The organism is Lentzea indica (assembly GCF_012184385.1).
Lineage (GTDB): Bacteria > Actinomycetota > Actinomycetes > Mycobacteriales > Pseudonocardiaceae > Lentzea > Lentzea indica.
Map to the genome: position 1 here is coordinate 1 of NZ_VSRL01000151.1, position 21204 is coordinate 21204.

A 21204-nucleotide genomic window follows, 5' to 3' on the forward strand; every position below is an offset into this window, starting at 1 on the left:
GTGACTGGCCGCGCCGTGAACTCACCGGGCACGCTCTTGGACTCGCCCGGACCGCGCGCGAGGTGTTGCACTGGTCGGAGCAGCACCGCGCGTCCTGCTCGGTGCCCTTGCCTCCCAACGAACCTGAGCTCGCGCGGGCACTCACGAGCCTGCGGCGAGCAAGAGCGTTCGGACTGCCAGTGGAAGCGCTGGAGCGGGACGTCCGCAGGCTGACCCTCGCCACCGCACCACGTCCCCAGCGCGGTGTGGCCGCTCCGCCAGGGCTGCCGTTGATCAGCTTCACCGTCCACGAAGGACAGATGACCGCGGTCACGCTGATCAACGGACGTGCTCGCATGCGCGTGGTGCAAGAGCCAGCCGAACTCGTCCGCACCGCGAAGCTCGCGCTGCGTGCCGGACGCGCCGTCACAACGGATCTCCTGCCGGAGGCGGACGACGTCGTCGTGATCCCGGACGGCGTGTTGCACGCGATGCCGTGGGCGGCGCTCGGCCGCCGGGTTCATGTCGTGCCGTCGATGCGGCATTGGCATCCATCTGGCAGAGGCGGCCATCGGATGTGGGTCGCCGGTCCTCGGCTACCGAGCGAGGAAGTGACCACACTCCAGAAGAACCACGGCGGCAGGATCGTCGGGTCCACTGTGGACGAGGTGCTCCACGGGCTGGAAGGTGCCGGCGTCGCGCACATCGCCGCGCACGGTCACGTCCATCCGGACAACCCGTTGTTCTCCCACCTGGAGCTGAAGGACGGCCCGCTCTACGGCTACGACATCGCTCGCATCCAGAACCCGCCAGAGATCGTCGTCCTGTCGGCCTGCGAGTCGGGCTTGGCCCGCGCGTTCCTCGACGCCGGCACGCGAGCGGTGATCGCCAGCGTTCTTCCGGTTCCGGACGCACAGGTCGGCGAGGCCATGGCGGAGGTCCATCGGCTCATCGACCACCCCGCCGAAGCGGCGAGAGCCGTCGCGCACCTCGGCTTCAGTTGCTACGGCACCGGGACCAAGGTCGCGGCGTGAAGGGCAGCCGCGAACGAGGTGCCGGTGCACAGCAGCTGCGCGGACCCCACCGTGGCGGGCACGTCTACCCCGGAGGCGACCACGTCCACCCACGGCCCGTGCCCGGAGAACGCCGCAGAGGCACCGACCGCCGTCACCCTGGGCAATGCAGCAGGCCACCAGGGACGGGACGAGCCGCCGTTGCCCGCGGCGGCCACCACGTTGCGACCGGGAGAACCCAAGACCGGCGGGCATTCGTCGTTGAACGAATAGGTCCCGGAGGCGACCAGCACGACCGGCAGGTCGCGGGTGGCGCGCAGGGCGGCGGCGAGGGTGAGGTCGTCACCGAAACCAGGAGCCGTCAGGACCGGGAACGGGCGGACGACAGCTCCGTGGTGGCGCAGAACTCCGGCGACCAGGGAGCCGTGCGGGGCGTCGAGAGGGGTGTCCAGCAACGCGACGGTGCCCTCGCCGAGCAGGTCAGGAAGTCGGGTGCCCACGACCGGGCGGGAGGTACCGATCATGATCGGGCAGGCGAGGTGGACGTGGTTCGGGGTGGCGCCCACCTCTCGGGCGATGTCGACGACACGCGCACGATCGGAGGCTTTTGTGTGCATGCGGATGGCTCCCGAGGCGATCTCCTCGTGGGAGTAGACACCTCGCAAGCGCTTGCGCACAGTGGGTGCGTCCGCCGGCAGCACGATCAGTTCGCCCGAACGGACCAAACATTCGTTTGGTCCCGCCGGATCGTGCACGAGTACGGGGCCGAGCGCACGGGAGGCGTGATCGACCAGCTCAGAGAGGCTGTTGACCTGCTTTGGCGCGTCCACATCGGACACCATCCCCCGCCGCGACACGGTCCACAGGGGACCGAGGCGCAAAGTCACTCGATCCGATGACGACACTGACGGTGTTCATGCCTGATCAGGGCAACACGGACAGCCGCACGGGAACGCCCTTCCGAGTGTTTTGCGCGGAGTTCGTTCGCAAAGTCACTCACCAGTGCTAGACATAGCTCAACGTCGACCTCCGACGGCGCTGTGCGTTGGCGGTGACCTGAACGGTGGACGGGGTGGTGATCCTGTGGCTGGTGGTGGAGCTGTTGCGCTGCTGCTGCGGGCCGCTGCGCTCGGCGGCCTGACCGCCGCCGCCTGGTTGCTGAGCGGGACGACCGCGTCCGCCAGCCCCGAGGAACCGCCACCGGCCGTCGAGGTCACCATCGAAGCCCCGCAGCTGCTCGAGGATCCCGCGGGCTGGGCCAAGGCGTTCACCACGTCCGTGATCGAGCGGCACGAGAAGGCCAAGTTCGTGTCTGCGCCGATCGTGACCAAGCCGGAAGAGCCGCAGGAAACCGAAGACGAGGGCCCTGTCCTCGACTTCACCGGCGGCTCGCAGGGCAACACGCGGTCCGGCTCGGTGTCGAACGAGGCGCCGCCCGAGGTCATGCAGGCGAAGGCCCAGGTCCGTGCCGCCAAGAAGGCCGCGAAAGCCGCTGCTGAGCTGCCGCCGCCGCCGCCTCCTCCTCCGCCGCCCGCGCCGCCCGTCGTCGCGGTCAAGAAGGCCGTGCAGTTGCTACCCGACCTCCCGGTGCCCGCCCCCGTGAAGACGGAGCCCGTGCCGGCGAGCGACCTCACCTGGACCACCCCCGGACCGGACGCGCCGCTGCCCGCACCGCAGCAGGCACCGGTGGTCGCCACGGCCTCCGCGTCGTCCGGCCACACCGACAACTCCGGCGGCACGCGCGGCGTGCTCGCCGTTCTGACGTCGCACAACTCGCTCTTCCCGCCCACGACGTGGTCGGTCGAGGAACGTCGCGACGGTCGTTCGCCAGGCAGCCTTCCCGGCCTGCCGAGCACGTCACCCGACTGAGCAACACGGGACATCTGTGCCCTCTGCGCGATTCGTGACCGTCCAGTTCCCGTCGCGCCAGTAACTCCTCCTCGTATTTCCCGTTGTACCAAGGAACCCAGTCTTCCTGACCTGCCAACCGCGCCCTGGCAGGTCGGGTCTGGTCCGAGTGCCGCGCTGCCCCCGCAGTCTCGGACCGCACGGGAAACCTGCGGACGGGGGACGTCAATCCCTGGGACGTTCCCCGCCGCAGGCCACCCGGTGGCAAGTTCGTCGCCCGGTCTCCACCCGCTGCGGGAGACCGGGCCGACGTGTCTCACGCGACCGGCACCGAGAGGTCGGCATCCGCCGGAAACCCTGTACCCGCAACGGATGCAGCTACCACACCCAAACGGCCGATCGCTTCGCGCAGCACTTCAGGCGACTGCGTGTACGGCACTCGGAGCATCTGCTCGCACCCGCCGTGCACCGCGAACCGCGGGCCCGGCACGAGCCGAAGGCCGTGATTCTGCGCCACCACGGCGATCCGCGTGCTCACCGGGCCGTCGAGCGTGCACCACACCCCGAGCCCGCCGGCAGGGACCTCAAAGCTCCATTGTGGACAGTGCTCGCGCAACGCCGCGACCGCCACGTCCCGCTGCGCCAGGGCCTCAGCACGTCGTTGCTGCAAGACGATTTCCGGTGACTCCAGCAACGCGGCCAGCACCAGCTGCTCGAACACCGGTGTGCCCAGATCGATCGCCGCCCGTGTCGACAGCAACCGGTGCACGATCTCCGAGGACGCCCTGATCCACCCGATCCGCAGCCCACCCCAGTGCGACTTGCTCGCGGATCCCAGTGTCACCACCGAATCCCCGCCGAACGCGGCCATGGGCAACGGCGATTCCACACCGTCCAGCGCGAGCTCCACCAAGGTTTCATCCACGACCAATGGAGTACGGGCTTTGCGCAACACGGCGGAAAGCGCTTCCCGCGACTCGGACGACATCCGAAGTCCGGTCGGGTTCTGGAAGTCCGGAATCAGATAGGCCAATCGGGGTCCCGCCTGCCGCAGTGCGGCCTCGTACCCGTCCACGTCCCAGCCGTCGCTCAGCATCGGCACCGGCACGGGGATTCCGAACGACGCCCGCACGGCCTCCAACGCGTTGGGGTAGCTCGGCTGCTCCACCAGCACCCGGTCGCCGGGGCCGACGAAGAGCCGCAGCACCAACGCCCAGGCGTGCTGCGCACCCGACGTGACCACGATCTGGTCGGGCGATGTGGGCAGTCCGCGCGCCGTGTACCGGTCCGCGATCCGCTGCCGCAGCACCAGCAACCCGCGCTCGTCGTACCCGTGCGACGCGAGGTGCTCCGGCATTTGGGTGAGCGCCACCTCCATCGCGAGCCTGACCGACGGCAACGCGGGAGGCGCGGCGCGGGACAGGTCGATCAACGTGTCGTCGACGCCGGTGATACCGCCACCGGCACCGACCGGCCCGTTGATCCACGACCCGGCCCCGCGCCGCGACTCCACCACCCCCTCGGCACGCAACTGGTCCAGCGCGGCGGTGATCGTGGTGCGGCTCACCGGCAGCGCGTCGGTGAGCTCGCGCTCGGACGGCAACCGGGTCCCGACGGGCAGCCGGCCGTCCGCGACCAGCAGTTTCAATGCCGCGGCGAGGTCGGCCGAACCCTGCCGGGCACCGCCACGGCGCCACGACCCGAGCAGCCTGGCGAGCCGGGCACCCGATACACGTCCACCTGGTGGGAGCATGAGGCCAATTATCCCAAATTGGCTATGGATTACCAGGCCAATCACCGCTCAGTATGGCCACATGGCCACCATGACCGCACTCCACCAGGTCTCCGTCCGGATCTCACCCACCCGCCGCCTTTCCCAGCTCGTCGCAGGCCTGTGGCTCTACGGCGCGAGCATGGCGATGCAGATCCGCGCGACCCTCGGCCTGGATCCGTGGGACGTGCTCCACGAGGGCCTGACCAGACGCACCGGCCTGAGCTTCGGCCTGATCACCGCCATCACCGGCGTGCTGGTGCTGCTGGCGTGGATCCCTCTGAAGCAGAAGCCCGGCATCGGCACCATCGCCAACGTCGTGCTGATCGCCGTCAGCGTCGACGTGACGCTCGCGATTCTTCCTGCGCCGCAAGGGCTTGTGCCGCGGATCGTGCTGCTCACGCTGGGCATCGTGCTGAACGCCGTCGCGTTCGCCGCGTACGTCGGTTCACGTCTCGGGCCGGGCCCGCGCGATGGCATGGTGACGGGATTCTGCCGCCGCACGGGCATTTCCCTGCGCCTCGTGAGGACCGTCGTCGAACTGCTCGTGCTCGGCACCGGCTGGCTGCTCGGTGGCACGGTCGGCATCGGCACGATCCTCTACGCGATCGGCATCGGCCCGCTCTCGCAACTGTTCCTGCCCGCGCTCACCTGGCGCGAGCGCTCGCGGCCCGCTTGCGAATCTCCGCGTACGTGACACCACGCTCGTTCAGCACCTCGGCCACGATTCCCTTGCCCTGCAACAACGCCAGCAGGATGTGCTCAGCACCCAGGTAGTTGTGGCCGAGGTCGCGCGACTCGCGCAACGAGTTCTCCAGCGTCTTCTTGAACGCCGGTTCCAGCGGCATCCCGAACCACCGCCGGCGTGGCCCTGGCCTCAGCACACCGGATCCGAGCGACTGCTCGACCGAGTCGATCACCTGGTCGACGTCGATCCCCAAGCCCCGCAACGCTTCCGCGTCGGCCTTGGTCAACCCGCCCTTGCGCCGGTAGTCGCGGAACACCGCCTCCAGCTCCTCTCGCGGCAGGTCGAACCCCGCCAGCACCGGCGCGTCGAGCAACGCCAGCAGCAGGTGCTCCACGCCGACCTCACCGGCGTGCACCCGTTCCGCATCCCGCACCGCGGCCTTGACCGCCTCACGGGCCTCCTTGGTGAACCGTTCCGCGATCATCATCGACCCCCGTGCTTCTTGTGGACCGCCTGGCGGGAGACCCCGAGCTCCGCCGCGATGTCCTGCCACGACCAGCCCTGGGCCCGCGCGCTGCGGACCTGGGCTGCCTCCAGATGTTCCAAAAGTCGCCGCAACGCGCTAACGGCCCGCAACCCGACTTTCGGGTCGCGGTCCCCAGCCGCTGTGGCGAGATCCGTCGCTTCAGTCATGCTGTCAACGTACGTTGACAATCAGCGGACGTCAACCAGAGTTGACACGTACGGTGGGACCGTGAAGATCGAGACTGCCGAACAGGCAGCACCGGGGCGCACTTCCGAGGACCGGATCCGAGTCACGACCAACGCCGTCATCGTTCTCGACGGCGTCACCTCACGCAGACCACCGGATCGCAACGGCGGCTGGTACGCCACAAAACTCGCCGACGAACTCGCCAGGCTGATCAACGACACCGACCCGCTGACCGACGTGCTCGCCCAGGCCATCACGAATCTCGTGACAGAACACGACCTCGTGCCCGGCGACTCCCCGTCCGCCACCGCGTCGATCGTGCGCTGGACCGAACACCGAATCGACGCACTCGTCCTGTGCGACACGCCGGTGGTCGCGTTCGGACGGACGACCCGCGTGCTCGAAGACACCCGGCTCGACGATCTGCGACCGCAGCCGGACATCCTGGCGTGGAAGAACAAGCCAGGCGGATGGTGGGTCGCCGAGGCCGAACCCGTTGCGGCGCACCAGGCCCGGACGGCGAGCTGGCCACGTGCGGAGATCGAGAAGGTGATCGCTCTCACCGACGGCGTCTCATGTGGAGTGTCCGAGTACGAACTCTTCACATGGGAGGACCTCAAAGAAATGCCGTTGAGCGAAGTGCTCGACCGAATCCGCGAAGCCGAACGCGGTGATTCGGAACACAAGCGTTGGCCCCGCTTCAAAACGCACGACGACCAAGCGATCGCACGCCTGACCCCATGACGAAAGAAGCCCCGCAGCGTTCTGCGGGGCTTCTTTCGAAGAGGGATGGCCAGGGGCGGGGTCGAACCGCCGACCTACCGCTTTTCAGGCGGTCGCTCGTACCAACTGAGCTACCTGGCCATGAAACTAGATGAAGCGACCCAGACGGGACTCGAACCCGCGACCTTCGCCGTGACAGGGCGACGCGCTAACCAACTGCGCCACTGGGCCTTGCTCTTGCAGATCGTACTGTACTTTACTGCGTGCCCCCAACGGGATTCGAACCCGCGCTACCGCCTTGAAAGGGCGGGGTCCTAGGCCGCTAGACGATGGGGACTAGCTGGTCGCTGGAAGCACCGTAAGCATATGGCATAGGTCCACGCACCTCCAAAACGGGGGTCCCACTTATGCCTTGACCTGCCCAAACCACATCCGGGCCGAGAACGGCCAGATCAACAAATGCCTGCTCACGGGCCGACAGCCCCTTCTGGCGTGTTTTGTGATCCAGACAACTTCCACTCGGGAGACGCGACGCAGGGCAGCACGTGCCCGAGCACTTCGCGGATCCGGGAGGGGAAGTCGGCACACGCCGTCGTCGCGGAGGAGATCAGCCGCGCGCCAAGTGCGGCTCCGCACAACGTCCGCGCCACGGCGTCCGGATCGACACCGGAACGCAGATCACCGCGCTCGCCGGCCTCCGCCACGTAGGTGGCGATCAGCTTCTCCCACATGACATGCGTGCTCGGAACACCGGGATAACCGACCTCGCGATCGGCGTTCAACCGCACGCCGGCTCGCAGCACGACGTCGGCGGCCATCCGGTCTGCCGACTCGGCGAACATGCCGTACAGGGCGCTCAACGGATCGACGCCGCGCCCCCGCCACGACTCCCGCACCTGCTCCCACAGCTCGCTCTGGCGCTCGATCAACGCACGGGCGACCGCTTCCTTGGAGGGGAAGTGGAAGTAGAAGGCGCCCTTGGTCAGCCCGGCGCGCGCGAGCACGGCGGTCAACGACGTGCGGTCGTAGCCGAGCCGGTCGAACTCCTCCGCCGCGGCGTGGAGTATCGCCTCACGCGTCGCATACGCCCGGTCCTGCTGGGGCATGGGTCAAGGCTAGCCGTTGCCGCTAAAGAGACCGGTGGGTATGTTTCGAGATGCGGCCCTGTCCTGCAGGCGCGCTCCGGGGGGTGCGCGTCTGAAGTCAGGGCCGTATCCGTGTGCGCATCACGTCACCGCTGAACCGGGGGCGTTCCACCGTCCTCACCCGGTGACAGACCCAGCATGTCGAGCAACATCCTGCAGTCCTCGGTACCCAAGGCGCTCCGTGCGACGGCGAGCCTCGCCCGGTGGACCTGTTCGTCGGAGATCCGCGATGGTTCTCCGCTGCGCTGGGCCGGCACGTTCGGCCCGCCCTGTCGCGACATGCCGTCGTCCTGTGTGAACAGGAACTTCCGCACTTCCAGTGACCCGCTCATGAGTGCCCTCCCCGACTTGAGGTTGGCGCGAGGCTAAGCGACCTGGGACAACGGCCGCAGCCCCCCGCAGAGTGATTCCACCGCCACCCAGCGTTACTTTCTGTACTGGTGCGGTCCATGTCTCGTGAGGAACTCGCCAAGGGATGATGGACCGATGACGGACCCCACGCCGGAGCCTTCCCCCGAAGGGGAGGGCCAAAACGCGTCCCAGATACCGCCCGCTGTCGACCCTCAGGAGATCTTGAAGGCGATCAGCGGCATCAACCTGGAGGCCATCGACGCCGACATCGAGTCCGCGTTCGGCTCGAGGATGGCCGAGCTGGACAAGATGCTCGAAGGTCTCGACGACCTGGTCAACAAGATCGAGAAGGACATCCAGAACCTGGACCAGCCGAAACCCGACGGTCCTCAGTAGACCCCGTACCCCAGGGGGGTATGATCGGCGGCCCCGTACCCGAGGAAGGGACCCCGATGTCCGTCTCTGCCACCTACACCGTCACCGGCATGACCTGCGGTCACTGCGTCAGCTCCGTCAGGGAGGAGCTCGGCGAGGTCGCCGGCGTCACGGGCGTCGACGTCGTCCTGGAGACCGGCGCGGTGACCGTGACCAGCGACCGCGAGCTGGACCGCGCCGAGGTCGTCGCGGCCGTCACCGAGGCCGGGTACCAGGTCGCCTGATGACCACGACCGAGCCTCGTCACGTCGAGCTCAGCATCAGCGGCATGACGTGCGCCTCCTGTGCGCGGCGCGTCGAACGCAAGCTGAACAGGCTCGACGGCGTCTCCGCCACCGTGAACTACGCGACCGAGAAGGCCAGCGTCCAGTTCCCGGACACCCTGCACGTGGACGACCTGGTGTCGACGGTGCGCGCGGCGGGGTACGACGCCGAGGAGCCCCAGCCCGAGGCTTCCGGCGGTGACGAGGCCGGTGAGCTGCGGCTGAGGTTCACCCTGGCCGCGATGCTCGGCGTGCCGGTGATCGCGTTCTCGATGGTCCCGGCGTGGCAGTTCCCCGTCTGGCAGTGGGTCTCGCTGGCGCTGGCGAGCGTGGTCGTGTGGGTGTGCGGCTGGCCGTTCCACCGCGCGGCTTTCGTGAACGCCCGACACGGCGCCAGCACGATGGACACCCTCGTGTCGATGGGCGTCACGGTCTCGTACCTGTGGTCGCTCTACGCGCTGGTGTTCGGCGAGGCCGGGACGATCGGCATGCGGCACGAGTTCAGCCTGCTGCCGCGTCCCAGCACCTCCGGTGACATCTACCTGGAGGTCGCGGTCGGCGTGACCGTGTTCCTGCTGCTCGGACGCTGGCTGGAGGCACGGTCCAAGCGCAGCGCGGGTGCCGCCCTGCGGTCACTGCTCGCGTTGGGCTCCAAGGACGTGGCGGTGCTGCACGACGGTGTGGAGACCCGCGTGCCGATCGGCCGGCTCCGGGTCGGCGAACGGTTCGCGGTCCGTCCGGGTGAGCGGATCGCCACGGACGGCCTAGTGGTCGAGGGCAGCTCCGCCGTGGACCGCTCGATGGTCACAGGAGAATCGGTGCCGGTCGAGGTCGGCGCCGGCGATTCCGTGGTTGGCGGAACGGTCAACGCGGGCGGTCGTCTGATCGTCGAGGCCTCTTCCGTGGGCACCGATACCCAGCTGGCCCGGATGGCCCGGCTGGTCGAGCAGGCCCAGGCGGGCAAGGCCGACGTGCAGCGCCTGGCCGACCGGGTGTCGGCCGTGTTCGTCCCGGTCGTCGTGCTGATCGCGCTGCTGTCGTTCGGCGCGTGGCTGCTGGCGGGACGGCCGCTGGAGTTCGCGGTGACGACGGCGGTGGCGGTGCTCGTGATCGCGTGTCCGTGCGCCCTGGGCCTGGCGACACCGACGGCGTTGCTCGTGGGCACCGGGCGCGGCGCCCAGCTCGGGATCCTGGTGAAGGGTCCCGAGGTGCTGGAGTCGACGCGGCGCGTGGACACCGTGGTGCTGGACAAGACCGGCACGGTCACCACGGGACTCTTGACGCTGGTCGACGTGATCCCCGCGGACGGCGTGTCGCGGGACGAGGTGCTGCGAGCCGCAGCCGCCGTCGAGAACGCGTCAGAGCATCCGATCGCCGCGGCGATCGTCCGAGAAGTCACCGATGTGTTGCCCGTGGCGGACTTCGTTTCCACGGACGGTGTCGGTGTCAACGGTGTCGTTGAAGGTCGACGCGTTGCCGTCGGGCGGGTACGCAACGTTTCGCTACCTCAGGAATTGACTGAGGCCCTGGTTGCACACGCGACTCGAACCGTTGTCGCGGTTTCCTTTGATGACAAGGTTGTCGGACTTGTCGTCGTGTCGGACGTCGTGAAACCCACGTCCGCACAAGCGATTCGCTCATTGCGCGAGCTGGGGCTGCACCCAGTGCTGCTGACCGGTGACAACGCGTCGGTGGCCGCCGACGTCGCGGCCGAGGTGGGCATCGACGAGGTCATCGCCGGCGTGCTGCCCTCCGGCAAAGTCGACGCGGTACGGAATCTCCAGGCACAGGGCCGAGTTGTGGCCATGGTCGGCGACGGCGTGAACGACGCCCTCGCACTCGCGGCCGCGGATCTGGGGCTGGCCATGGGAACCGGCACCGACGTCGCGATCGAGGCGAGCGACCTGACCCTGGTGCGCGGCGACCTGCGCGTGGCGGCGGACGCAATTCTGTTGTCCCGCAAGACATTGGGCACGATCAAGGGCAATCTCTTCTGGGCGTTCGCCTACAACATCGCTGGACTTCCACTCGCGGCGCTGGGACTGCTGAACCCCATGATCGCGGGGGCCGCAATGGCCTTCAGCAGCGTGTTCGTTGTTACCAACAGCTTGCGACTACGGGGTTTCCGTCCATCGGCAACATAAGAATCTGCCTGGGAACTCTCCCCAAAGCCTTGTGCGCGTGCAACAATCCAAAAGCTGACACACCCCCGGTCAGCGCCTGTGGAGATCCCCTCCGGCCCCCGCGTTCCTCCCCCTGGCGCGGGGGCCTCCGCAGCTCCGCAAGTCCCCCCAGACCCCGCGCAGGTTGCCGTCGTGGCTCGCGAGGTATTTGGTGGCCCTATCGCAGGCACCACACGGTCGGGTGACTCAGGTCACAGGTGTTTGGCTTCCGTGTCCGAACCGTTATCGTGTCCCGGTGCCTATCGGATCCCTCGGACGCTCCAAGTCTGGCCGTCACCGCCCCGCGGACGAACCGCAGGAGATGCTGCCCGACGAGGAGCTGACCTCTTACCTGGCTGCACTGGCCCCGGACTCGGACAACGAGACCACCGCCTCGGGCTTCGGCAGCGCGCAGGTGTACCAGCTGCGGCTGCAGCTGATGGCCAACGAACAGCTCAAGGAGCTCGCCGCAGAGCGCCAGACCTCCCCGCAGGCGCTCGCCACGGAGTGGGTCATGCAGCGGCTGGAGTGGGAGGCGCGCCAGCGCGGCCACTAGCAAAGCGAACGAAGAAGGACCCTCGGCCGAGCCCGGCCGAGGGTCCTTCTCACGTACGACTAGAAATGCGGCGAATCAGATCAGACCGCACGGACGTTCTGAGCCTGCGGGCCCTTGGTGCCCTGGCCGACCTCGAACTCCACGCGCTGGTTCTCCTCCAGGGTCCGGAAGCCTTGACCCTGGATCTCCGAGTAGTGGACGAAGACGTCTGCGCCGCCGTTGTCCTGGGCGATGAAGCCGAAGCCCTTCTCGGAGTTGAACCACTTGACAGTGCCCTGTGCCATGTACCTGCCTCCATCGCAGGAAAGCTTGGGGCTGCACCGTGCAACCCCGGCCGTCCCGGGGGCGTTCAGCTCGCTCGGTGAGAGCGCACAGCACGCCCGCGTGTCGTTCCGCGAGCGTGTGAAGCACGAACACAGAAACCACGGCCTGCGTGGGTCAGCCTAACGTGTGATGCGTCATAGCACTACAGGTCATTACTGGCCAGTTGCGTGCGTCAATAGGAGGAAACCCGCTGGTCCGGGTGGGTGATCGCGATTTCACGAGCAACGTGTTCGCGACCCGTGCGTCTCTTGAGCGTTGGACGAGGGGATCTTGGGGAGAGCACGTGATCCGGCCACTGATTTTGGCAGTACTTCTGGGGTTGACCGCTTGCAGTGCCGCGCCCGACGCACCGACGTCGCCGGCCGCACCGGTCGTGGAGAACAAGGCGAAGGCAGCACTCAGCGTGACGCCGGCGTCGGGAGAGGGGATCAGCCCTGCGGGGCCGTTCCAGGTCGGGGTGACCGGGGGTTCGCTGACCGCCGTGGCACTCACGGGTGCGGACGGCAGGGTGGTCAAGGGGGAGCTGGCGGCGGACAGGTGGGTCGCCACCGAGGATCTCGGCTACGACAAGGTCTACACGTGGTCCGGTTCCGCGAAGGGCGAGGACGGCGCGGAGGTGCCGGTCACCGGCTCGTTCCGCACGATCAAGCCGCAACGGCTCACCAGCGCGTCGATGAACGTCGGTGACAACGAGACCTACGGCATCGCGATGCCGATCAAGGTGACCTTCAGCGCGCCGGTGCAGGACAAGGCCGCGGTGCAGAAGGCCATGACGGTCAAGGCTTCCGTGCCGACCGAGGGTGCGTGGGCGTGGCTGTCCGACACCGAGGCGCACTGGCGGCCGCGCGAGTACTGGAAGCCGAACACCGAGGTTTCCGTCGACGTCAACGTCTACGGCGTGTCGTTCGGGGGCGGCGCGTACGGGGCCTCCGACGTGCACGTCCAGTTCAAGATCGCCGACAGGGCCCTGGTGGTCAAGGCGGACACGCAGACGCATCGGTTCGTCATCTACCGCGATGGCGTGCAGCTGCACGACTTCCCGGCGTCCTACGGGCTGGAGTCCGACAAGCGGCGGGTCACCCGTTCCGGCACGCACGTGGTGATGCAGAAGGAAGCCAGCCGCAAGATGAGCAGCCAGGTCTTCGACTACAAGGACGTTCCCGTCACGTGGGCCGTGCTGATCTCCAACAACGGCGAGTTCGTGCACGAGTACGCGGACTCGATGTGGGCGCAGGGCAAGGAGAATATCTCGCACGGGTGCGCGAACCTCTCGCCGGCCAACGCGAAGACGTTCTTCGACCTGACGATGATCGGTGACCCGGTCGAGGTGCTGAACTCGTCGGTGCAGCTCGGTCCGGCGGACCACGACTACTACGACTGGGCGCTCGACTGGGCCACCTGGACCTCCAAGTCCGCCGTGACCTCCTAGCTTTTCTCCGTGATCTGGGGCGGCGCTGGGATCTCGTAGCCCGACGGGCCGACGTTGCGTTCCAGCGCCCGCTTCCACTCACCGCTCGAAATCATCTTCTCGATGGCCTCGTTGACGGCGTCACGCGACTTGGCGTCACCCTTCGGCACGCCGATGCCGTACCGCTCCTTGGAGAACGGCTTGCCGACGAGCTTGAGCAGTTCCGGGTTCTCGGCGGCGAACCCGGCCAGGATGACCTCGTCGGTGGTGACGGCGTCGACGTTGCCCGCCATCAACGCGATCACGCAGTCGGAGTACTGGCCGTACTCGACGAGCTGCACGCCCTGGGCGTAGTCCGTCTTCACCTTCTGCGCGGAGGTGGATCCCTTGACCGAACACAGCTTGCGGCTGTTCAGGGTCTCCGGACCCTGGATGGACGTCTCGGTGAAGCGAACCAGCATGCCCTGGCCGGTCTCGAAGTACGGACCGGCGAAGGCGACCTTCTCCTTGCGGGCGTCGGTGATCGAGTAGGTGGCGATGATCAGGTCGGCCTCGCCGTTCTGCAGCATCGACTCGCGGACGGCACCGCGGGCCTCCTTGAAGGTGATATCGCTTTCCTTCACGCCGAGCTCGTTCGCCACGTACTTGGCGACGTCCACGTCGAAACCGACGTACCGGCCGTCGAGCCGCCTCTGGCTCAGGCCCGGCTGGTCGTAGCGGATGCCGATCGTCAGCTTCCCGCTGTCGGCACGTCCGATGACTGTGCTGGTGTCACCGCTCCCACAGGCGGTGGCGAGCACCGCTACGGCAGTCAGGAGCGCAGCACGACAAATCACGACAGGCCTTCCGGAGGGTTGTTCGAGAGTCGTGAGCAATGCTACGGATCTGCGACGATGATCGACTGTGATGTATGACAACTACGGCAGTCGTGCCTTACTGGGTGTCACATGGCGGCCCTCACGCGCGATGGCTCGGCGAATGTGCCCAGGTGGGACCATCCGGCGCAGCCCCGGCGGGACGAGCAGCGCCGTTCGGCGCAGCGTCCGCAGCCAAAGAGTCGCGTTCCGGTAAGGAGCATGACCGTGCAGATTTGTTGCCCAATCGGGCAGCACCGAATACGCCAGGTGTCCAACCAGGACCTTGTAGATCGGCATGCCGTGGCGCAGAACACCCTGCGTGGCCGGTCCGTGCAGGAAGTCGTAGATCAACTCGGAGTCCTCGGTCTTCCGCAAGATCGGCTGAACGGCCTCGAAGTACTCGTCCATCTCGCGCCGCGACCCCGGCACCTCGTCGGCATGCAAGCCCACCAAGGTGGCCGCGAACCGTTGCTCTGCGTAGTACCGGTCCTTTTGCCGGTCCGTTAACCCATAACCGGCGCGGTTGAGCACGGTCTCGAAGCTGTAGACCTCGGAGCAATGCACCCAGAGCAGCAGCTCCGGCTCGTCGACCCGGAACGTCCTGCCGTCGATCACCCCGCGCAGGCCTCGGTGCGTGGCGCGCACCCGTGCCGCCGCGGCGGCAATGGCCTCGTCGGTGCCGTACACGCCGAGTCCCACGAAATCCGCTGTGCGCCGCAGCCGTCCGAACGGGTCGGTCTTGAAGTTGGAGTTCTGCACGACGCCCGCGACCGCTCTCGGGTGCAGGGACTGCAGGTAGAGGCTGGAAATGCCCGCGACCCACATCATCGGGTCGGCGTACATCTGCCAGCTCACTGAGTTCGGGTCGTTCGGTTCGAGCATGCGGACATCGTCTCGTCTCGCGAAGATGATGGCCATGGACCTGGACCAGGCACGGGAAGTGCTCCGCAGCCAGCACCGCGCGGTGTTCTGCGCGTTGAAGTCGGACGGCACGCCGGCGATGTCGCCGGTGCTCGTCGCGTTGGACGACAACGGTGATGTGCTCGTCTCCACGCGAGCGACGGCCTACAAGACCAAGCAAGTCCAACGCGATCCGAACGTCTCGCTGTGCGTGTTGCCGGACAGCTTCTTCGGGCGGTGGATCCAGATCAACGGGACGGCGACGGTCGTGGAGCTGCCAGAGGCGATGGATCTGCTGGTCAAGTACTACCGGACGATCTCAGGCGAGCATAAGGATTGGAACGACTACCGTTCCGCGATGCACCGTGAGCAGCGGGTGATCCTGCGCATCTCGCTGACCGGTGCGGGACCTGACAAGACAGGATGATGTCCGGTCGGTAACACCGTTAGCGGGCGAAACGATTCCACGGGGACGGCGCTACCGGGCAGGCGGAACCTGGGGAGCAAAAGCGATGACTGGTGTCAGACGCCGCGGCTACTTCGCAGCCGCGGTGGCGGTGTTGGGTGCTGCCCTGCTCACAGGGTTGCTCGCGGCTCCGGACAGACCCGTGGACATCCGCCTGGTGGCTCCGCCACCTCCTGCTCCCGAGACCATCAGCGCGAGCGCCACCACGGCCGTTTCCGCCGTCGCCCCCGTGCTGCAGCCCCCTCCGCCACCGCCGCCGGCACCACCCGCGGCCGCCGAGCCGCCACCCCGGCAGAAGCCGCCGGCCTCGGCATCCTCGCCGAAGCCGTTACCGCCCAACTTGTTCGACTTCCTGCGTTGTGACCACAAGTACCTGGGCGTCATCGACCTCGAGCACTGCCTGGAGTGGCGAGTCGGCGACACCAAGGACTTCTGCTCCTTCCTGAAGGAGCAGAAGCTCCAGCCGATCGACCTCCGCAGCCTCGGCTTCGAGAAACTGGACTGCCACTAGCGAGCCTTGAGCTCCCGCAGCCTCGTGAGGTTCGCCTCCGCCAGTGAACCGAGCAGCTGCGCCTCGCCGAGGTAGTGGTCGTCGATCAACACCTCGACCTCGTCGTCGTTCATCGCCGGCACGATCCTCGCCGCCATCCGGTTCATGTTGCGATAGCTGCCCTGCAAGAGGAACGGCTCCTCCGCGGGGTTCGCGGCGGACGCGATGTACGCCTGGTTGACCTTGAGCACGACCTGCTGGATCCGTTGCAGCTTCCTGACCACCGACAGCATCCGTTCCAGCTCGACGGTCTCGTGCTCGTGGCGCACGCTCTCACCGTTCGCCAGGCGCACCAGCGGTTCCACGTCGACGCCGCCCAGCGTCGGGTTCGAGCCTGACGCGTTCTCCAGGTAGCTCAACGCAAAGAGTGCGTCGCGACCGGACAGTACATCGCCGAGGTTCCACACGTCCGCGCGGTTCGCGAGCATGTCGGGGACGCGGAACGCGCGGCCGGTCTCGGTGTACGGGTTGCCCGCCATCGACACGGCGAAGCGCTTGCCCCGCAGGTCGAACGTGCGAGCCTCGCCGTCCCAGACGCCGTCAACACGTCGTTGTGCGTCGCACAGCGAGATGAACTTCTGCAGCAGCTCAGGTGATGTGTGCTGGATGTCGTCGAGGTGCAGCAGAACGTTGCTGCCCAGGGCGAACGCGAAGTTGATCCGCTCGACCTCCTGGCGTGCCGTGGCATTCGGTGCCTCCTCCGGGTCGAGCGAGGTGACGCCGGTGCCCAGCGCCGGGCCGTTGACCTTGACGAACACCATGCCCAGCCGGTTCGCGACGTACTCCATCAACGTCGTCTTGCCGTAGCCCGGCGGGGAGATCAGCATCAGCAGGCCCGTGCCGTCGTTGAGCTGCTTCGCGAGGTTGTCACCTATCAGCGGCAGGTAGACCTCGTTCAGCAACCTGTTGCGCACGAACGTGTTCAGCACCGCTGGGCGATAGTCGTCCAGCCGGAGCCTCTTGCGTTCCTCGGCGAGCAGCTCGTCGCGCTGGCGCTGGTAGGCGCGGAACGCGGGCACCTGCTCGGAGTTGAACGCGCGCAGTCTGGTCAGGGTTTCGTCCAGGCGCAGTTCCATCGACTGGCTTTCGATCCTGGGGTGCGTGCCGAGCAGGCCGGTGACGGTTTCGGTCAGCGCGGCGCTGGAGTCGTAGCGCGGCAGGTCGGTGAGCAGGACGGCGACGACCTCGGGGAACTCCGGGCAGTCCTCGTCGCCCAGGAACGCATGGAGCCAGGCCTCGATCAGGTCGCGGTCGTGGAGCTCCTCCGTCACCGCCGCGCGGAACCTGTCGATCACCGCGCGGGCAGCCTTGCTGGTGACGAATCCCTTGGGCTCGCAGGCGAGTTCCTCGAACAGGTACTCGGAGGCCAGCTCGTCGATGCCGAACTGCTTGCACAGCTCGGGAATCCCGTGCGTGCCACCGAAAATCGTGCGTGCGCGAGCGAGTGACTCGGCCTTGCGCGCCCACACGGTCCGTTGGTCGGCCGGCTGTTCCGACCAGAAGATCTGTGCGTGAGCACGGGTGGCCGGCGGGTACCTCAACAGTCCGGCACCGGCGTGAAGTCGTTGCAGGACAGCAAGGATCTTCTCGGCGTCGTGGTCGTGGACGCCCTTCTCGTAACCCTCGTCGTAGCGTTCCGCGGCGGCGTTCGTGACGTCGGTGCGGCCTTCGGCGAGCAGACACCCGGCGAGGTGCTCCGACCGGTACACGTCTTGCGTCTCCGAGACCAGCAGCCGGTCCCAGAACGGCCTGGTCCGCGCGAACGCAGGGTCGGTGACCTCGCTGCGGTAGTCGGTGCCGGTCACCGCGTAGAAGAGCCGTCCGTCGCGCGGCACCAGGGTGAGGTTCATCGGCTCGGTCGTCACCGGGAAGCGGTGACGACCGAGCACGATCGACGCGCCGTCGTACAGATCGGCCCGGTCACGCAGCGCCCGGCCTCCCTCTTGCCGGGCATCGCGCAGACTCGCGTCGAGCTCGTCCGCCCGCACGTCGCCGAGCGCGCGCAGCTGCTCGGCCACCGTGCGGACCTTGGCCACCATGGGGTCGCCGGCGAAGTACGTGTTGATCTCGTCGGTCGAGGTGAGCTTCCCGATGCGACGGCGAATCGTACCGAGCACCCGTTCCGCCGACTGCACAAGGCGGTCGGCCTTTCGCGCACGCTCGTCCAGGAGCGTCTGCTTGCGCGCGGAGAACGCCTCGTAGACGTCCGTTCGCTTGGCGCCGACCTGGGCGAGGAAGTCGTCGAACTCGCCGAACCGCGACTCCAGGTTCTCCAGCTGCAGCAACAACCGGCCGAGCTGGTCGTCGCAGCGCTGCGGGGTGTCGGCGACCGAGAGCGCGCCGGTGATGGCCTGGCCGAGCAGCGCGAACTCCGCGGCGAACTCGGCCCTGCCTTCCGCGTTCGCGAGCCGGGAGCGACGACCGTCCACAGTGGCCCGTGCGCGGTTGACGGCGGCGAGCACCTCGCCGATGCTCGCCAGGATCGCCGTGCGGGTGGTCGTGTCCGCGGCGTCGAGGGTGCTGACCACCTCGGTCAGCACCTCCAGCCCGCTCTGCTGTTGCGCGAGCCGTTCGTGCAACGGCTTCGCCTCTGCCGCGGTCGTGAACTCCGCGGCCGCGATCTTGTCGATCTCCTCGTGGTACTGGGCGAACGCGCCCTCGCCGCTGAGGAACGCGACGGCCCGGCGAGCCGACGCGCCCAGTTCCTCGACGAGTTCGGCTTCACGCCGGTCGATCTCTTCCAGATCGACGTACTTCAGGTCCTTGAGGGTGATCAGACGGCCCTGCGCGGACCGCAGATCGGCCAGCAACCGCACCCACTCGTCCGCGCTGCGCGGCGCGGCCGACCTGGCGAGCCTGATCAGCGAGGCGAGCTTCTCGGAGGCGGTGGTGAGCTGCCCGGCGGCGTGCTCGGTGAGCGTGCGCACGGCCTCGAACTCGTCGAGCACCTGCTCCGCCGTGGCGCGGACGGCCAGCACGTCTTCCCTGAGGCCCAGCTCGGCGAGCCAGTGGACGGCGTCGATCACCCTGGTGCACAGCGCGATCAGACCCTCGAACACCGGCACGCTCGGGGTCATCTCGGCGCTCATCCTGGTGATGGACAGGCAGTCCGAGATGCCGCGGACCAGCTCGGCGTTGCCGATGCGGGCGAGCGGACCCGCCTGCTCCGGCAGGACCTCGTCCTGCAGGAACGGCGTGCGCCACACCTGCATCGGGTGCACGCGGACCGGTTCGGTGCTGGCCTCGCGGAAGATCACCAGCGTGCCGTCGGCGAAGAGCGAGTAGCCGTGGCACACCAGCGGGGTGGCGACCTCCTTGCGGATCACGTTGTACGGCAACAACAACGACCGGCCCTCGCGGCGGGCGTGGTAGACGAACAGCACGTCCTCGCCGTTCGCCGACCGGATGACCCGTTCGAACTCCAGGTCGCTGGTGTCGACGTCGAACGTCTTGTCAGCGCCCGTGACGAGGTAGTAGCCGCCGGGGAAGATGATCCCCTGGTCCTCCGGCAGCCGCTGGCACGCCTGGCCGATGCCGTCGAGCCTCGCCACCGCCTTGGTGCGGGTGTTGAAGACCAGGTGCCGCCACACGGTCTCCTTGTACGGGAGGATGCGCAGCAGGATCAGCGGTCCGACGCGGGCGTAGTGCACATCGGCGTCCGCGAGGCTCTGCAACGGCTCGTCGACCGGCTCGTCGTAGACGCCCTCACCGGTCTCGGTGTTGTTCTCCACCTTGACGGTCAGCGTGCCGCCGACCGTCTCGACGAAGACCTCGTTCTCGATCGCGATGTGCGGGTGCCGGCCGAGCACGTGCTGCTCGCGGGTCGTCTCGACCCACGTGACGTCGTGCGACGGCGGGAAAACGTGGTCGCGGTCGCCGCGGTTGTCGAGGTAGGTGACCGTGCCGTCGACCGCGATGTCCCAGCGCAGCACGCGGATGTCCTCGATCCGCGCACCGGTCTGGAACACCGCGAGCAGCCGAGACTCGACGATCCGCAGTTGGAGCAGCCGCGTTTCGCGGTAGTACCGGTACAGCTCGGCGAAGTCGTTGACGAACTTCGGGTCCCGCAGGAACGGCGCGTCGACCGCGCCGAAGTCCCTGCCCTGGACCGCGAAGACGTCGTTGACCGTCGTCTCGGGCTTGAGGCCCATGAACACGTTGTAGCCGAACAACATCAGGTCGCCGAGCGGCACGATGTCACGCGGAACGCAGTTGTTCTCGGTGCGGATGCGTTCGGTGGCAACGAGTTCGAGGGCCGTGCTGCCGAACGTCTCGACGCGCTGGGCGTTCAGCGCTTCCGTGCTCCGTGCGAGCCCGGCGGCTTGTTCGGCCAGCCGGGCCCGCAGCACCTCGTAGGTGCCGGCGTCCAGCGCTGTCATGCGTTCTGCCCGTTGGCCTTCGCCATCTGAGTCAGGGCCAGCGCGGCGGCCAGGTTCTGCGCGTCACCCGTGGTGAACGAGCTGAGGATCTTGGTGAGGTCCTCCGGGAAGCTCGCCGACCCGTCCATCCACTTGGCGCCCAACGCCTGCACCACGTCCGAGCTGCCGACGAACCCGTCGACCTGCTTGCCCGCGGTGATCGCACCGGCGATCTTGTCGAAGAACACCGTGTCGCCACCGATGATGTCGATGTCGGCCTTCTCCAGCCCGGCCGCGAGGACCATGGCCTGCGCTTCGGCGATCTGGCGCTGCACGTCGATGCCCTTGAGCCGGATCTCCTTCTCGGCCTCCAGGCGCAGGCGGTACTCCTCGTGCTCGCGGGTCGCGGTGTCGAGCGCGGCCATCGCCTCCGCCTTGTGCGACAGGCCTTCCGCTTCGCCCTTGAGACGTTCCTTGATGCCCACGGCGTCGGCGAGCGCCTTCTCGCGGTCCACCACTGCCTCCGCGCGGCCGAGCGCCTCGGACGCGGCGGCGTCGCGTTCCTTGACCTGCGCTTCCGCCATGCCCTTCGCGGCGGCCTCGGCCTGCGTGCCCTCCGCGAGGCGGATCTTGGCGCGGGTGTCCAGTTCGGCGGCCTGGTTGCGCGCCTCAGCGAGCACGACCTCCTCGCGGGC

General features: G+C 67.7%; 21 protein-coding genes, 3 tRNA genes and 1 pseudogene. 11 read left to right on the forward strand and 14 right to left on the reverse strand.

Annotated features, from left to right (window positions below; all coding sequences use genetic code 11):
* A partial coding sequence (locus tag FXN61_RS31910) for a CHAT domain-containing protein (RefSeq protein ID WP_167977702.1) occupies nucleotides 1-1013 on the forward strand: 1013 nt, incomplete at its 5' end.
* Here FXN61_RS31910 and FXN61_RS31915 read toward each other — a convergent pair.
* Entirely contained in the window at nucleotides 983-1822 is an 840-nt protein-coding gene (locus FXN61_RS31915) for a S8/S53 family peptidase (RefSeq protein WP_167977703.1), read from the reverse strand. The two genes, FXN61_RS31910 and FXN61_RS31915, sit on opposite strands and share 31 nt — an antisense overlap.
* Before the next feature lie 253 nt (nucleotides 1823-2075).
* On the opposite strand from FXN61_RS31915, the gene FXN61_RS31920 reads away from it, so the two are divergent.
* Nucleotides 2076-2861 carry a hypothetical protein gene (locus FXN61_RS31920; protein WP_167977704.1) on the forward strand — a complete coding sequence of 262 codons (786 nt, stop codon included), beginning with the start codon at nucleotides 2076-2078 and terminating at the stop codon, nucleotides 2859-2861.
* A gap of 295 nt (nucleotides 2862-3156) precedes the next feature.
* Here the strand turns inward: FXN61_RS31920 and yczR are convergent, their stop codons facing one another.
* The gene (gene yczR, locus FXN61_RS31925; RefSeq protein WP_188135709.1) at nucleotides 3157-4593 is read right to left on the reverse strand and encodes a MocR-like transcription factor YczR; all 1437 of its coding nucleotides are present in this window, start codon (nucleotides 4591-4593) and stop codon (nucleotides 3157-3159) included.
* 61 nt (nucleotides 4594-4654) lie between these two features.
* Here yczR and yczE point away from each other — a divergent pair, with 61 nt between their 5' ends.
* Nucleotides 4655-5308, forward strand: coding sequence for a membrane protein YczE (gene yczE, locus FXN61_RS31930; RefSeq protein ID WP_167977705.1), 654 nt, complete (start codon nucleotides 4655-4657; stop codon nucleotides 5306-5308).
* Here yczE and FXN61_RS31935 read toward each other — a convergent pair.
* Together FXN61_RS31935 and FXN61_RS31940 are read right to left on the reverse strand one after the other, a co-directional pair.
* On the reverse strand, nucleotides 5259-5786 hold the full coding sequence (locus FXN61_RS31935) for a Clp protease N-terminal domain-containing protein (protein ID WP_246292261.1): 528 nt from the start codon (nucleotides 5784-5786) through the stop codon (nucleotides 5259-5261). The two genes, yczE and FXN61_RS31935, sit on opposite strands and share 50 nt — an antisense overlap.
* Complete coding sequence (locus tag FXN61_RS31940) at nucleotides 5783-5992, reverse strand: helix-turn-helix domain-containing protein (RefSeq protein WP_030473166.1); 210 nt, start codon at nucleotides 5990-5992, stop codon at nucleotides 5783-5785. The genes FXN61_RS31935 and FXN61_RS31940 overlap by 4 nt, the downstream gene beginning before the upstream one ends.
* Nucleotides 5993-6053: 61 nt before the next feature.
* Between FXN61_RS31940 and FXN61_RS31945 the strand changes: the two genes are divergently transcribed.
* Nucleotides 6054-6755 carry a protein phosphatase 2C domain-containing protein gene (locus FXN61_RS31945; RefSeq protein ID WP_312878144.1) on the forward strand — a complete coding sequence of 234 codons (702 nt, stop codon included), beginning with the start codon at nucleotides 6054-6056 and terminating at the stop codon, nucleotides 6753-6755.
* A gap of 46 nt (nucleotides 6756-6801) precedes the next feature.
* Here the strand turns inward: FXN61_RS31945 and FXN61_RS31950 are convergent.
* From FXN61_RS31950 to FXN61_RS31970, 5 genes are all read right to left on the reverse strand, one after another.
* Nucleotides 6802-6875, reverse strand: a tRNA-Phe gene (locus FXN61_RS31950).
* Between the two features lie 16 nt (nucleotides 6876-6891).
* Nucleotides 6892-6965, reverse strand: a tRNA-Asp gene (locus FXN61_RS31955).
* 33 nt (nucleotides 6966-6998) lie between these two features.
* Nucleotides 6999-7071: transfer RNA gene (locus FXN61_RS31960), tRNA-Glu, on the reverse strand.
* A gap of 130 nt (nucleotides 7072-7201) precedes the next feature.
* On the reverse strand, nucleotides 7202-7840 hold the full coding sequence (locus FXN61_RS31965; RefSeq protein ID WP_167977707.1) for a ScbR family autoregulator-binding transcription factor: 639 nt from the start codon (nucleotides 7838-7840) through the stop codon (nucleotides 7202-7204).
* A 125-nt stretch (nucleotides 7841-7965) separates the two neighbouring features.
* Nucleotides 7966-8211, reverse strand: a complete 246-nt coding sequence (locus tag FXN61_RS31970) for a hypothetical protein (RefSeq protein WP_167977708.1) — start codon at nucleotides 8209-8211, stop codon at nucleotides 7966-7968.
* Between the two features lie 154 nt (nucleotides 8212-8365).
* Here FXN61_RS31970 and FXN61_RS31975 point away from each other — a divergent pair, with 154 nt between their 5' ends.
* The 4 genes from FXN61_RS31975 (at nucleotide 8366) to FXN61_RS31990 (ending at nucleotide 11646) form a co-directional block, all read left to right on the forward strand.
* Nucleotides 8366-8626 carry a hypothetical protein gene (locus tag FXN61_RS31975; RefSeq protein WP_167977709.1) on the forward strand — a complete coding sequence of 87 codons (261 nt, stop codon included), beginning with the start codon at nucleotides 8366-8368 and terminating at the stop codon, nucleotides 8624-8626.
* Between the two features lie 56 nt (nucleotides 8627-8682).
* Entirely contained in the window at nucleotides 8683-8889 is a 207-nt protein-coding gene (locus FXN61_RS31980; protein ID WP_167977710.1) for a heavy-metal-associated domain-containing protein, read from the forward strand.
* Nucleotides 8889-11072, forward strand: a complete 2184-nt coding sequence (locus tag FXN61_RS31985; RefSeq protein ID WP_167977711.1) for a heavy metal translocating P-type ATPase — start codon at nucleotides 8889-8891, stop codon at nucleotides 11070-11072. Before FXN61_RS31980 ends, FXN61_RS31985 begins: the two co-directional genes overlap by 1 nt.
* Before the next feature lie 274 nt (nucleotides 11073-11346).
* Nucleotides 11347-11646 (forward strand): hypothetical protein, encoded by a 300-nt coding sequence (locus FXN61_RS31990; RefSeq protein WP_167977712.1) that lies wholly within the window; start codon nucleotides 11347-11349, stop codon nucleotides 11644-11646.
* 80 nt (nucleotides 11647-11726) lie between these two features.
* Here FXN61_RS31990 and FXN61_RS31995 read toward each other — a convergent pair whose 3' ends face one another.
* Nucleotides 11727-11930: a cold-shock protein gene (locus tag FXN61_RS31995; protein WP_030477903.1), complete on the reverse strand. Its 204-nt coding sequence runs from the start codon at nucleotides 11928-11930 to the stop codon at nucleotides 11727-11729.
* Between the two features lie 323 nt (nucleotides 11931-12253).
* Between FXN61_RS31995 and FXN61_RS32000 the strand changes: the two genes are divergently transcribed.
* Entirely contained in the window at nucleotides 12254-13399 is a 1146-nt protein-coding gene (locus FXN61_RS32000) for a L,D-transpeptidase (protein WP_312878145.1), read from the forward strand.
* On the opposite strand, the gene FXN61_RS32005 is transcribed toward FXN61_RS32000, so the two are convergent.
* Nucleotides 13396-14178, reverse strand: coding sequence for a glutamate ABC transporter substrate-binding protein (locus tag FXN61_RS32005; protein ID WP_312878146.1), 783 nt, complete (start codon nucleotides 14176-14178; stop codon nucleotides 13396-13398). The two genes, FXN61_RS32000 and FXN61_RS32005, sit on opposite strands and share 4 nt — an antisense overlap.
* 117 nt (nucleotides 14179-14295) lie before the next feature.
* Entirely contained in the window at nucleotides 14296-15117 is an 822-nt protein-coding gene (locus FXN61_RS32010) for an oxygenase MpaB family protein (protein WP_167977713.1), read from the reverse strand.
* Here FXN61_RS32010 and FXN61_RS32015 point away from each other — a divergent pair.
* The gene (locus FXN61_RS32015) at nucleotides 15116-15562 is read left to right on the forward strand and encodes a PPOX class F420-dependent oxidoreductase (RefSeq protein ID WP_246292262.1); all 447 of its coding nucleotides are present in this window, start codon (nucleotides 15116-15118) and stop codon (nucleotides 15560-15562) included. The two genes, FXN61_RS32010 and FXN61_RS32015, sit on opposite strands and share 2 nt — an antisense overlap.
* A gap of 85 nt (nucleotides 15563-15647) precedes the next feature.
* Nucleotides 15648-16112: a hypothetical protein gene (locus tag FXN61_RS32020; protein ID WP_167977701.1), complete on the forward strand. Its 465-nt coding sequence runs from the start codon at nucleotides 15648-15650 to the stop codon at nucleotides 16110-16112.
* Here the strand turns inward: FXN61_RS32020 and FXN61_RS32025 are convergent.
* Together FXN61_RS32025 and FXN61_RS32030 are read right to left on the reverse strand one after the other, a co-directional pair.
* On the reverse strand, nucleotides 16109-20530 hold the full coding sequence (locus tag FXN61_RS32025; protein ID WP_167977714.1) for a DNA repair ATPase: 4422 nt from the start codon (nucleotides 20528-20530) through the stop codon (nucleotides 16109-16111). The genes FXN61_RS32020 and FXN61_RS32025 overlap by 4 nt on opposite strands.
* Nucleotides 20527-21204 (reverse strand): annotated as a pseudogene (locus FXN61_RS32030) (flotillin family protein); the annotation flags it as partial. The gene FXN61_RS32025 and the pseudogene FXN61_RS32030, both read right to left, overlap by 4 nt.